At 41.6% G+C, this 12,158-nt stretch carries 11 protein-coding genes; 4 read left to right on the forward strand and 7 right to left on the reverse strand.

What is annotated here, in order from left to right:
* Nucleotides 1-26: 26 nt before the first annotated feature.
* Both tgt and queA read right to left on the reverse strand, forming a co-directional pair.
* Entirely contained in the window at nt 27-1,151 is a 1,125-nt protein-coding gene (gene tgt / locus F0227_RS13490) for a tRNA guanosine(34) transglycosylase Tgt (RefSeq protein WP_171753741.1), read from the reverse strand.
* Between the two features lie 94 nt (nt 1,152-1,245).
* Nucleotides 1,246-2,316: a tRNA preQ1(34) S-adenosylmethionine ribosyltransferase-isomerase QueA gene (gene queA / locus F0227_RS13495; RefSeq protein ID WP_171753742.1), complete on the reverse strand. Its 1,071-nt coding sequence runs from the start codon at nt 2,314-2,316 to the stop codon at nt 1,246-1,248.
* A 255-nt stretch (nt 2,317-2,571) separates the two neighbouring features.
* On the opposite strand from queA, the gene F0227_RS13500 reads away from it, so the two are divergent.
* Nucleotides 2,572-3,054, forward strand: coding sequence for a CBS domain-containing protein (locus F0227_RS13500; RefSeq protein WP_171753743.1), 483 nt, complete (start codon nt 2,572-2,574; stop codon nt 3,052-3,054).
* Between the two features lie 90 nt (nt 3,055-3,144).
* Here the strand turns inward: F0227_RS13500 and aceA are convergent, their stop codons facing one another.
* From aceA to F0227_RS13515, 3 genes are all read right to left on the reverse strand, one after another.
* A complete protein-coding gene (gene aceA / locus F0227_RS13505) occupies nt 3,145-4,455 on the reverse strand; it encodes an isocitrate lyase (protein ID WP_171753744.1) in 1,311 nt (436 codons plus the stop codon).
* Between the two features lie 102 nt (nt 4,456-4,557).
* Entirely contained in the window at nt 4,558-6,183 is a 1,626-nt protein-coding gene (gene aceB / locus F0227_RS13510) for a malate synthase A (protein ID WP_171753745.1), read from the reverse strand.
* Between the two features lie 572 nt (nt 6,184-6,755).
* Nucleotides 6,756-7,661 carry a hydrogen peroxide-inducible genes activator gene (locus F0227_RS13515; RefSeq protein WP_171753746.1) on the reverse strand — a complete coding sequence of 302 codons (906 nt, stop codon included), beginning with the start codon at nt 7,659-7,661 and terminating at the stop codon, nt 6,756-6,758.
* Between the two features lie 182 nt (nt 7,662-7,843).
* Between F0227_RS13515 and F0227_RS13520 the strand changes: the two genes are divergently transcribed.
* The 3 genes from F0227_RS13520 to ppk2 all read left to right on the forward strand — a co-directional run bounded on the left by F0227_RS13520 (nt 7,844) and on the right by ppk2 (nt 10,331).
* Entirely contained in the window at nt 7,844-8,449 is a 606-nt protein-coding gene (locus tag F0227_RS13520) for a peroxiredoxin C (protein WP_171753747.1), read from the forward strand.
* 269 nt (nt 8,450-8,718) lie between these two features.
* Nucleotides 8,719-9,468: a copper homeostasis protein CutC gene (locus tag F0227_RS13525; RefSeq protein ID WP_171753748.1), complete on the forward strand. Its 750-nt coding sequence runs from the start codon at nt 8,719-8,721 to the stop codon at nt 9,466-9,468.
* A gap of 86 nt (nt 9,469-9,554) precedes the next feature.
* Entirely contained in the window at nt 9,555-10,331 is a 777-nt protein-coding gene (ppk2, locus tag F0227_RS13530; RefSeq protein ID WP_171753749.1) for a polyphosphate kinase 2, read from the forward strand.
* 114 nt (nt 10,332-10,445) lie between these two features.
* Here ppk2 and F0227_RS13535 read toward each other — a convergent pair whose 3' ends face one another.
* Together F0227_RS13535 and phoU are read right to left on the reverse strand one after the other, a co-directional pair.
* Nucleotides 10,446-11,330, reverse strand: a complete 885-nt coding sequence (locus F0227_RS13535) for a carboxylate/amino acid/amine transporter (protein ID WP_171753750.1) — start codon at nt 11,328-11,330, stop codon at nt 10,446-10,448.
* 116 nt (nt 11,331-11,446) lie between these two features.
* Nucleotides 11,447-12,145 carry a phosphate signaling complex protein PhoU gene (gene phoU / locus F0227_RS13540; protein WP_171753751.1) on the reverse strand — a complete coding sequence of 233 codons (699 nt, stop codon included), beginning with the start codon at nt 12,143-12,145 and terminating at the stop codon, nt 11,447-11,449.
* Nucleotides 12,146-12,158 lie beyond the last annotated feature (13 nt).

Consider the following 12,158-nt stretch of genomic DNA (forward strand, 5'->3'; position numbering starts at 1 on the left):
TATGGAAAACTCGTTTTCAACGATTCTTATTTACTTAGAGGCGGTACTTCTCGCTCTCTACGTGCATAAAACTCTTCAACAAATTGTTCAAATCGATCTTCATCAATTGCTTTACGGATACTCTCCATAAGACGCTGATAATAGCGCAAGTTGTGAATAGTATTCAGCCTTGCACCTAAAATTTCGTTACAGCGATCTAAATGATGTAAATATGACTTTGAATAATTTTGACAAGTGTAACAGTCACAGTGAGGATCTAGTGGTCCTGTATCGGTTTTATGTTTCGCATTACGGATCTTGATCACACCACCAGTAACAAATAGGTGTCCATTACGTGCATTTCGAGTTGGCATTACGCAATCAAACATATCAATCCCGCGACGCACACCTTCAACCAAATCTTCTGGTTTACCTACACCCATAAGGTAACGAGGTTTATCTTCTGGCAATTGCGGACATGTATGTTCCAAAATACGATGCATATCTTCTTTTGGCTCACCTACCGCCAATCCACCAACAGCATAACCATCAAAACCTATGTTGGTTAACCCTTCAACGGAGACATCACGAAGGTCTTCAAAAACACCACCTTGAACGATACCAAAAAGAGAATTTGGATTTTCCAGCTTATTGAAATGGTCTCTACTACGTTGAGCCCAGCGAAGTGACATCTCCATCGATTTCTTCGCTTCATCATGTGTCGCAGGGTATGGAGTACATTCGTCAAAAATCATCACGATATCAGAACCAAGGTCTTTCTGAATTTCCATGGATTTTTCTGCGTCCATAAAAATTTTGTCGCCGTTTACCGGATTACGAAAATGAACACCCTCTTCAGTGATCTTACGAATATCACCTAGGCTAAACACCTGAAAACCACCTGAATCGGTTAGAATAGGTCCCTGCCAGTTCATAAAGTCATGCAGATCACCGTGCATTTTCATTACTTCTTGCCCTGGGCGTAACCAAAGATGAAAAGTGTTTCCTAATAAGATCTCGGCGCCAGTTCCTTTGACTTCTTCAGGCGTCATACCTTTAACCGTTCCGTAAGTACCTACGGGCATAAATGCCGGTGTTTGTACTGTTCCACGATCAAACGTTAACTGACCGCGACGAGCATTACCTTGTTTTTTAAATAGTTCGTATTCCACGAAGCCTCCAATGTGCCAGAGAAACAGTCTGGCCGTTTTCTACTTTTGTTAGCAAGTTATCTCACTAACATTATCTGCACACCAGTCTGAACCGTTACTTGCTCAGATTGGTGTCACTTGTTTTCTTGCTGATAAACATCGCATCACCATAGCTAAAGAAACGGTACTTTTCTTTAACAGCATGATGATAGGCATTCATAATGTTCTGATAACCGGCAAATGCACTGACTAACATGATTAATGTTGATTCAGGAAGATGAAAATTGGTAATCAAACAATCAATTAATTGATATTCATAACCGGGGTAAATGAAGATCTCTGTATCATCAAAGAATGGCAGCAACTCTGTGCCATTTTTTATCGCACTCTGCGCCGCGCTTTCTAATGAACGTACAGAGGTTGTACCAACCGCGATAACTCGTCCGCCTCGCGCTTTTGTTGCCTTAATGGCATCAACCACTTCTTGAGGAACTTCCACATACTCAGCATGCATATGGTGATCGAGAATATTATCGACACGAACAGGTTGAAAAGTACCGGCGCCTACATGCAAAGTGACATAAGCGAACTCGACACCTTTTTCTTTAATGCTTGCCATTAGCTTGTCATCAAAATGAAGACCTGCTGTTGGTGCCGCTACCGCTCCCGGTTTTTCGTTGTAGACGGTTTGATACCTTTCTTTATCTGCGTCTTCATCAGGGCGGTCAATATACGGCGGAAGTGGCATGTGGCCGATATCATTCAAAATATCGAGAACCACCTTCTCAGAATTAAAACGGATTTCGAATAGCGCATCATGCCGCGCAACCATCTCAGCTTGATATTGATCCTCTTCACCAAGCAGAAGAGCCGCGCCAACTTTAGGGGATTTTGAACAGCGAACATGAGCCAAGATAGAATGTTCATCCAGCATTCGTTCAACCAGAACTTCTATTTTACCACCTGTGGCTTTTCGGCCAAACATTCTAGCTGGTATCACACGAGTATTATTAAATACCAGCAGATCGCCCTCTTCAACTAGATTGAGCACATCAGTAAAAGTTCCATCAGAGATAGAACCGGAATTACCATTCAACTGTAATAAACGGCTGGCACTACGCTCGGTTTTTGGGTAACGAGCTATCAACTCATCAGGGAGTTCAAAATTGAAATCAGAAACTTGCATGGCGGTATTCTTTTGCTCTCATGACTAAATTTTTTGCAGTGGAGTAGTATAGGCTTCATCCCCGTAATAGCAAGGTTTGTTAACGATTTTATGGGGATTTTTGCCTGACAAACTTGTTACCGTGTCGTCCCATTGAGATTTTACTATTTCATTCACTTTGCCATGACAATTTATCCCTCAAAACAATGCTGTAGCTCTCAGATATCTTTAAAAAAACCACCTATATTTAACTTAGACAAACAAAAGGAGGTCGGGATGATCAAAGTTGAAGACATGATGACTCGCAACCCTCACACCCTGTTGCGTTCACACTCACTAGCCGACGCTAAACACTTAATGGAAGAGCACGATATTCGTCACGTACCCGTAGTGGATACAGATCATAAATTGCTCGGTGTTGTTACCCAAAGAGATGTTTTAGCTGCACAAGAATCTAGCCTACAAAAAATACCTGAAGAGCAGTCTCATACTCTCACAACAGCACTCGAAGTCGCTATGCGAAAAAACGTCATGACCGCCGATCCGAATGCAGGATTGAAAGAGTGTGCAACCTATATGCAAAAACATAAAGTAGGTTGTTTACCAATAGTTTCTGAAGGTCATCTGGTTGGTATTATTACTGACAGTGATTTTGTTATGATAGCGATTCATCTTTTAGAGTTACAAGAAGAAACCGAGCCTGATAACAACGATATGGCGGATATGGATGAGTTTGATGAGTACGATGACGAGCTTTAACTTTGCATAAAAAAGAGCGGCATTGCCGCTCAGAAGCTCGATAAACTCAAGTGAACCTCATCCGCCCACTTGAGTTTAAATTTCGCCAGTTTAGAACTGGTCTTCTTCTGTTGACCCCGTCAATGCTGTAACCGACGAGTTGCCCCCTTGAATGGTGTTGGTCATCTTATCAAAGTAACCCGTTCCTACTTCTTGTTGGTGCGCTACAAAGGTATAGCCCTTCTCTGCCGCTTCGAACTCAGGTCGCTGAACTTTTTCTACGTAGTGGCGCATGCCTTCACCTTGAGCATAAGCATGAGCCAGCTCAAACATGTTAAACCACATGTTATGAATACCCGCCAGAGTAATAAACTGGTACTTATAACCCATGTCCGATAGCTCTTGCTGGAAAGCGGCGATGGTTTCGGCATCCAGGTTTTTCTCCCAGTTAAACGAAGGCGAACAGTTATAAGCCAAGAGTTGCTCAGGATGCTCAGCCAAAATAGCTTCTGCAAACTTTCTCGCTTCATCCAGATCAGGTTTCGCTGTTTCACACCATACCAAATCAGCATATGGAGCATAAGCCAGTCCGCGAGAAATCGCTTGTTCTATACCTGCATTGACACGGTAGAAACCTTCTTGAGTTCGCTCACCTACAATAAAGTCTTTGTCATAAGAATCACAATCTGACGTTAATAGGTCTGCCGCATTTGCATCGGTACGGGCAATAACCAGTGTGGTTGTTCCTGCAACATCTGCCGCTAAACGAGCCGCCGCCAGTTTTTGCACCGCTTCTTGTGTCGGAACAAGTACCTTACCGCCCATATGGCCACACTTCTTAACGGAAGCCAGCTGATCTTCAAAGTGAACCCCGGCAGCACCAGCATCAATCATAGATTTCATTAGCTCATAAGCGTTTAACACTCCACCAAAACCCGCTTCTGCGTCAGCAACGATAGGCAAGAAGTAATCAATACCACCTTCATCTTCAGGGCAGGTTCCGTTTGACCATTGAATCTGATCCGCTCGGCGGAAAGAGTTATTTATACGTTTCACAACGGACGGAACAGAATCTACAGGATAGAGTGACTGATCAGGATACATGCTAGACGCGGTATTGTTATCCGCAGCCACCTGCCAACCAGACAGATAAATCGCTTCGATGCCCGCCTTAGCTTGTTGAACAGCTTGACCACCAGTTAGGGCACCTAAACAGTTCACATACCCTTTTTTTGCTGAGCCGTTAACCAGTTCCCACAGTTTATCAGCGCCGCGTTGTGCAATGGTATTTTCAGGAAGCACAGAGCCACGAAGATCCACCACTTCTGCCGCGGTATAAGTTCGTTTTACGTTTTTCCAGCGTGGGTTTTCAGCCCAGTCTTTTTCAAGTGCATCAATTTGTTGTTGGCGTGTCATAGTCATGATTTGATCCCTCTTTATTGTGTGCTTTAGCACTACATCCTGTATGTTCATTTATGGCCGAATATTAAAATGCCGTTTTGTTAATTCAGTTTAATCATTGAGTTAGGCTAATAATTCGTAGCCCGGTACGGTTAAGAAATTTACTAATTCATCGCTAGTGGTTAAGCGAGCCATAAGCTCAGCCGCTTCATCAAAACGTCTCGCGTCAAATTTATCGGCTCCCCACTCTTGCTTCACTACTTCAAACTCCTGCTGCAAATACTGTTCAAATAGTGCTTTTGTCACCACTTCTCCATTGTCCAATGTCTTACCGTGTTTAATCCATTGCCAGATAGAAGCTCTAGAAATCTCCGCGGTCGCAGCGTCTTCCATTAATCCATAAATAGGGACACAGCCATTACCAGAAATCCACGCTTCGATATATTGCAATGTCACTCGAATATTGTGACGCATCCCCTCTTCACTGCGCACGCCTTCACAAGGTGCAAGCAACTCTTCAGCGGTGATTGGAGCATCATCATTACGTCGGATATAAAGTTGGTTACTTCGCTCACCTAATGCCTCATCAAATACTGCTTTAGCAGTATCCGCTAAACCGGGATGAGCAACCCAAGTACCGTCGTGACCGTTATTGACTTCTAGCGTTTTATCGTTACAGATCTTGTCGAGAACCTTTTGATTCTCTACGGGATCTTTAGCGGGAATAAAGGCCGCCATGCCTCCCATCGCAAAAGCTCCTCGCTTGTGACAAGTTCTTACCAGCAATCGAGAATAGGCATTAAGAAAAGGCTTCTCCATAGTGACCGCTTGGCGGTCAGGCAATATTCTGTCTGGATAGTTTCGCAAGGTTTTTATGTAACTGAAGATATAATCCCAACGACCACAATTTAGCCCAACAATATGTTCTTTTAAGTTAAATAGAATTTCATGCATCTGGAAAACCGCAGGCAGTGTTTCTATCAACACCGTGGCTTTTATGGTTCCCGTGTCTAAACCAAAATAGTCCTCTGTAAAGTGAAAAACGTCACTCCACCATTTGGCTTCTTGATGATCTTGCAATTTAGGTAAGTAAAAATAAGGGCCGCTTGATTTCTTTAATAGCGCTTTATAGTTGTTATAAAAATAGAGGGCAAAATCAAACAGTGCACCGGGGATGATCTTTCCATTGAAGGTGACGTGCTTCTCTTTTAAATGCAGTCCACGTACTCGACAGATTAAAACCGCTGGATCCGCTGCCAGTTGATAATGCTTGCCATTGTCTGGATTGATGTAATCGATGGTTCCATTAACGGCATCACGTAAATTTATTTGACCGTCAAGAACCTTACTCCAAGCAGGAGACATAGAGTCTTCAAAATCAGCCATAAATACTTTTACATTAGCATTAAGCGCATTAATCACCATTTTTCTATCTGTCGGGCCAGTGATCTCAATGCGGCGATCTTGTAAATCTTTTGGAATGCCCTGAATTTTCCAGCTTCCCTCTCTTATATCTTGAGTTTCCGGAAGAAAGTCTGGAAGTTGACCCGCATCTATTTTTAGCTGTTTCTCTTCACGAGCAGTGAGTAACTCTTCTACTCGAGATGAGTACTGCTCACAAAGATGAGCAAGAAATTCTTGGGCTCCCTTAGGAATAATTTCTTGATGCTCCGCGCTTACATGACCAACAACATTAAGCTGTTCAGCTAAAGAGTCGGGGTTAAATGGCTGTTTCGTGTCTGTCAGCATAATTTCTTCCTTAAAATTACATTTGTAACTTAAACACCAAAAATATAAGCAACGTCAAAATGATTAGATTTGGTCTGTTTTATGGATATCTGTTTTAGAGCAATTCCGATTCACACTGCCATAATAATCGTTTTTACCTAGCAAGATATCCGACATAAGTATTAGTAAAACATACTACTTACGTTACTTTAAACAGAGGATTAGCTAAAGAAAAAATAGAGCTTAGCCGTAAAAACAGTATGATTCTCTGTTTCAAACAAACGATTGAATTATGTTTAATATTTTATGAAAATTACGTTGTAAAATTACAAATGTGTAATTTTGATATGTTAAACGAGCGTTTAAAAAAACACCCTAACCTTATAATTACTATTTAATTAATGAGTGGCTAATGTTTACTTACAAAACGATTAGCACAATTAAAGATGTGACACAGAACATTGTTCTTGTTCTTTGTGGTTGAAAGTGACATAAAAAGAGAGAAATTTTACAGCTGTAAAATTTTACATGTAAAAAAGTACAATCATCTAAAAAGCCCTACAAAACTAGAGAGCTTTTTTAGATGCGTTTACTTATAAAAGGCCTGAAACCACTTCACCAAGTTGTTCGAAAGTCTCATAACGAGATGAACTCGGTCGCCAAACTAGACCAATATCTCGATAGGCTTGCTGTCCGGGAGGATCAACGACAATTAAATTTTGATTATCCAAGAGACCATGTTCAATGGCCATTTGAGGGATAAATGTGGTCCCAAGACCATTGGCAACCATCTGCACCAAAGTGTGCAAACTTGTCGCAGTGAAAGGGTTTATTTTATCTTTATCCGTTAACTTACATGCTGATACAGCATGTTCTGTTAAACAGTGTTCATTTTCTAACAAAAACACCGACTCATCAGGAAGATCATCATACTTAATCGGAACTCGTATTGCGCCAGCTTGATTACGGCTGATGACCATTCTAAACGGGTCTTGCCCAACGATTTGGCTCTGCATATTGCCTATATCCATAGGCAACGCCAAAATTAACACGTCAAGATCCCCATGTTTTAGTGCCTGCAGCAAATTACTTGTGGTGTCTTCTCTAAGCAATAGATCAAGCTGTGGGAAGCGCTGATTTATCTCTTGCACCAAATCACACAATAAAAATGGTGCAATGGTAGGAATACAACCCACTTTTAACCGCCCTTGCATTGCGTCACCTTGGCATAGTTGACCTAACTCCATTAAGTCCTGTCCCTTTGCCAACAGTTCTCTACCATGAGTGACCACTTGCTCGCCCGCAGGTGTAAACACCAATGGGCTTTTTTTGTCCTTCTTTTCATAAAGTGGACAGCCAATCATCTCTTCTAAATTTTGTATTCCTTTACTCAAAGTAGATTGACTAACAAAACAGCGCTGTGCTGCCTCGCTAAAGTGTCTGGTTTCATGTAGGGTAATTATGTAGTGCAGTTGTTTGAGGCTTGGCCACTTATTCATACTAACCACTTATTCTTAATGGGTAATAACTCAATATAAAGAAAATCAACCTTATCGCTTTTTTCGATTAAATCAATCTATTTAATTCGCTTTTTTCTATCCATGATTATGTACTATAGTTCTGTTATCGAAACACGGAATCAAACATACGTTTGATAATAATTCTATTTAGGAGCAAAAAAATGGTACTAGTTGGTCGTCAAGCCCCAGATTTTACTGCTGCAGCTGTATTGGGTAACGGTGAGATTGTTGATAGCTTTAACTTTGCAGAATTCACTAAAGGTAAAAAAGCAGTTGTATTCTTTTACCCACTAGACTTCACTTTCGTTTGCCCATCAGAGCTTATTGCTTTTGACAAACGTTTCGAAGATTTCCAAGCGAAAGGTGTTGAAGTTATTGGTGTTTCTATCGATTCACAATTCTCACACAACGCATGGCGTAACACTGCAATCGAAGATGGTGGTATTGGTCAAGTTAAATACCCTCTTATTGCTGATGTTAAACATGAAATCTGTAAAGCATACGATGTAGAACATCCAGAAGCAGGTGTTGCTTTCCGTGGTTCATTCCTAATTGATGAAGACGGTCTAGTTCGTCACCAAGTAGTTAATGACCTACCTCTTGGTCGTAACATCGACGAAATGCTTCGCATGGTTGACGCATTAAACTTCCACCAAACAAATGGTGAAGTATGCCCAGCACAGTGGGAAGAAGGTAAAGCAGGTATGGATGCGTCACCAAAAGGTGTTGCTGCATTCCTATCTGAACATGAAGATGATTTAAAATAAACTATTACTAATTCGCCTGCGCTCACAGGTTGATGGTTGGACACAATATAAAGCGTAAAACGCACGCCAATCAGTTATAAAGTAATAAGTTAGCCAAAACCAAAACCCGGAATATTTCCGGGTTTTTTATTTCCTCCAAACAGTGACCTCTCTTTTGTTATACTTCTCCACTCTCCCATAGAACGATATCCAGTTAGCCTTATCCAGATAAATAACATCAACAAATCACTGAACGGGATAAAATCTAGCGTAGATAAAATGGTGTAACAATGAATGTCCAACTCGAAGTCTGTATTGATAATCTAGAATCTTTACCAAATGCCATTGCAGGTGGCGCAACACGCATCGAACTCTGCTCATCTCTCGCATTAGGTGGTTTAACACCAAGCTATGGCCTTATGAAAAAAGCCGCCGAGCTCTCTACTATTCCGGTATACGCGATGATCCGTCCAAGACAAGGGGATTTTCTTTATCAAGATTCTGATATTGACTCTATGCTGGAAGATATCCATGTAGCCAAACAGGCAGGACTCCAAGGTATCGTTTTTGGCTTACTTACCGCAGAGGGTGATATCGATATTGAGCGCTCAAAACGCATTATGCAGTCAGCCGCCGGTTTAGGCGTTACCTTCCATCGAGCGATTGATCAATGTAATGACTATAACCAAGCTATTGAAGCGATAGCGGAACTAGGTTGCCAGCGAATTCTCACCTCTGGTCTTGCCGCTTCTGCCGATCAAGGGTGTGAAGTCATAGCGGATATGGTTAAAAAGGCAAATGGCCGTTTTTCAATTATGGCAGGGGCAGGAGTAAATGCTCACAACGTCACCAATATTGTACGCTGCACAGGGATCACTGAAGTTCATTTATCCGGTAAAACAACTCGCACCAGTCATATGCTCGCCATTGCCGACAATGCAAAAATGGGTGCAAGTGATGTTGACGATTTTGCGATTCCTGTAACCAGTACCGACAAAATCAAGAAGGTTGCCGAGCGTCTTCGTTCTATATCTTGCTGACAAATATATAAACTTTACTGGATCAACCACCTTGAGGATAACTGAGTTTAGCCTAGACTTTAAATGAAAAGATGTGGAGAACAATCATGGCTAAACTGGATAAAAAAGTATATGAGTCAGAACTCAGGCAGCTTCAAATAGAGCTGGTTAAGCTACAATCTTGGGTTCAACATAAAGGGCTCAAAGTTGTCGTTTTATTTGAAGGCCGAGACGCAGCGGGAAAAGGGGGGGCAATAAAACGTATTACCGAGAAGCTAAACCCTCGTATTTGTCGTATTGCCGCACTGCCAGCCCCAACAGAGAAAGAGAAAACACAGTGGTATTTTCAACGTTATGTAGCCCACCTTCCCTCCGCGGGTGAAATTGTGCTTTTCGACCGCAGTTGGTACAACCGTGCCGGTGTCGAAAAAGTAATGGGCTTTTGTAACGATGATGAGTACGAAGATTTTTTACGTTCTTGCCCTGAATTTGAACGTATGCTTATTCGCTCTGGAATTATTTTAATAAAGTATTGGTTCTCTGTTTCCGACGAAGAGCAAGAAAAACGATTCTTAGAACGTATCAACACTCCAGTTAAGCAGTGGAAGTTTAGCCCAATGGATCTTGAATCAAGAAGCCGCTGGGCCGAATATTCTCAAGCTAAAGATAAGATGTTTAATTATACCGACACCAAGCAATCCCCGTGGTGGGTGGTTGCATCTGATGATAAAAAACGGGCTCGATTAAACTGCATTAGCCACTTCCTCTCTTGTATCGACTATCAAGATGTCAAACAGCCTAAAATAGAGCTGCCTGAAATCAATAAAGAGGGCTACATAAGAGCACCAATTGATGAGCAATCTTATGTGCCTGATAAATACTAGCGTTTACTGCTCGTAAATGAAGAGCATTAAATACCAAAAAGCCACCGCTATTATCAAAGTTTTATAAGCTAAACTTGATAGCGATGGCTTGATTATGTCAGCAGTGCAAATCGCTTATCTAGTCTCAGTAGATAACTGAGCTTGCACTTTTTTCTTCACAATCGTTTCGTTTATCCACAGAGAGAGCATAATCACCCCACCACCCAGTAATAAACGAGTCACGTCTACATCTCGGTTCCAGATTAAAATATTCACCACCAGCCCGGCTGGAACCAATGCGTTATTCATCACAGCCAAAGCGCCGGCATTAACTAAACACGCCCCTTTATTCCAGATGAAATAACCAAGGCCAGACGCAACCAACCCTAGGTAAACCAAGATGCCCCACTGTAGATTAGTGGTTGGTAGCTTTTCAATATTGCCCATAAGAAGAAATGCGATACTGGCGACAACCAGAGCGCCTAAATAGAAGTAACCAAAAACGGTATGCTGAGGCAATGTGCTTTGCTCATTCTCCATCACAACTTTATAAGCGACCTGCCCAATGGCAAAACAGAGGTTCGCCCCTTGAACAACAAAAAAGCCTAATAAGAAATTCTCATTTACCCCCGAAAATTTAATCACCATCGCGCCAGCAACAGCGATAGCCGCTGTAACCAAGTACCAAAATGAAAAGCGCCCCTTGAATAAATCATAAACTAGAGTGACATAAATGGGAGTCAGTACCGTAAACAGCAGTACTTCTGGAACAGAAAGCAGTAAAAACGATTGATAGTAAAAACAGTACATCAAGCCAAGCTGAATACCACCAATAACCATCAGTTTAATAGCGAGTAACTTGGTAACCTGACGAAACTTTAAGAAAGGCAAAAAAACAACCGCGGCCAGAGCAACACGCATCCATACTGAAAACCATGAATCAACTTGACCTGCGAGATACACACCAATAAGGCTGAAGGAGAAAGCCCAGAGTAGGGTCACGGCTGAAAGATAAAACATAATAAACGTCCATACAAATGAAAATAGATATCATTTGGGATTGTACCCGTTTAAATGAATTAAGTCTCTGAATATAAAGTTAGAATGTCATTCACAGCTATCAACACAACGAACGACTAGCGAATATACTCATCAATATCGTCCTCATCTAGATGACGAATGTCTTTTCCTTTAACAAAGTAAATGATGTATTCACAAATATTCTGGCAACGGTCACCGACTCGCTCTATCGCTCTAGCTGACCACATCACTTGCAAAATGTTGGGGATATTTTTGGGGTCTTCCATCATATAAGTCATCAGTTGTCGTATGACGGCCTCATACTCTTCATCTAACTTATTATCTAATTTATACACTTCTGCTGCTGCATCGACATCCATACGAGCAAACGCATCTAAAACTTGATGGAGCATAGAGATCGCTTGCCGGCATAATGGTTCTAACGACACATGGAATTTTTGTTCACGTGTGGACGGGGTTTCTATCGCAACTCTCGCGATTCGAGTAGCGACATCGCCAATTCTCTCTAAATCAGTGATGGTCTTAATAATCGCCATTACCAAGCGTAAATCTTTTGCCGTCGGTTGTCGCTTAGCAATAATTCGGGTACACGCTTCGTCAATAGAGACTTCTAACGCGTTCACTTTATGATCGTCTTTTACTACCTTTTTAGCCAACTCAATATCTTCTTTGTTAAGCGCTTGCATAGCAAAAGAGAGTTGCTGTTCGACTAAGCCTCCCATAGTGAGTACATGGGTTCGAATAGATTCTAGCTCTACATTGAACTGTCCTGAAATATGACGACCAAAATGCATAATTGCCCTTGTA

The sequence above is a fragment of the Vibrio sp. 99-8-1 genome (genome assembly GCF_013114595.1).
Classification (GTDB): domain Bacteria; phylum Pseudomonadota; class Gammaproteobacteria; order Enterobacterales; family Vibrionaceae; genus Vibrio.

Bases quoted from the DNA above. Each gene is read 5' to 3' on its own strand.
- queA (WP_171753742.1), bottom strand. From the start codon at position 2,316: ATGCAAGTTTCTGATTTCAATTTTGAACTCCCTGATGAGTTGATAGCT.
- F0227_RS13500 (WP_171753743.1), top strand. From the start codon at position 2,572: ATGATCAAAGTTGAAGACATGATGACTCGCAACCCTCACACCCTGTTG.
- aceA (WP_171753744.1), bottom strand. From the start codon at position 4,455: ATGACTATGACACGCCAACAACAAATTGATGCACTTGAAAAAGACTGG.
- aceB (WP_171753745.1), bottom strand. From the start codon at position 6,183: ATGCTGACAGACACGAAACAGCCATTTAACCCCGACTCTTTAGCTGAA.
- F0227_RS13515 (WP_171753746.1), bottom strand. From the start codon at position 7,661: ATGAATAAGTGGCCAAGCCTCAAACAACTGCACTACATAATTACCCTA.
- F0227_RS13520 (WP_171753747.1), top strand. From the start codon at position 7,844: ATGGTACTAGTTGGTCGTCAAGCCCCAGATTTTACTGCTGCAGCTGTA.
- F0227_RS13525 (WP_171753748.1), top strand. From the start codon at position 8,719: ATGAATGTCCAACTCGAAGTCTGTATTGATAATCTAGAATCTTTACCA.
- ppk2 (WP_171753749.1), top strand. From the start codon at position 9,555: ATGGCTAAACTGGATAAAAAAGTATATGAGTCAGAACTCAGGCAGCTT.
- F0227_RS13535 (WP_171753750.1), bottom strand. From the start codon at position 11,330: ATGTTTTATCTTTCAGCCGTGACCCTACTCTGGGCTTTCTCCTTCAGC.
- phoU (WP_171753751.1), bottom strand. From the start codon at position 12,145: ATGCATTTTGGTCGTCATATTTCAGGACAGTTCAATGTAGAGCTAGAA.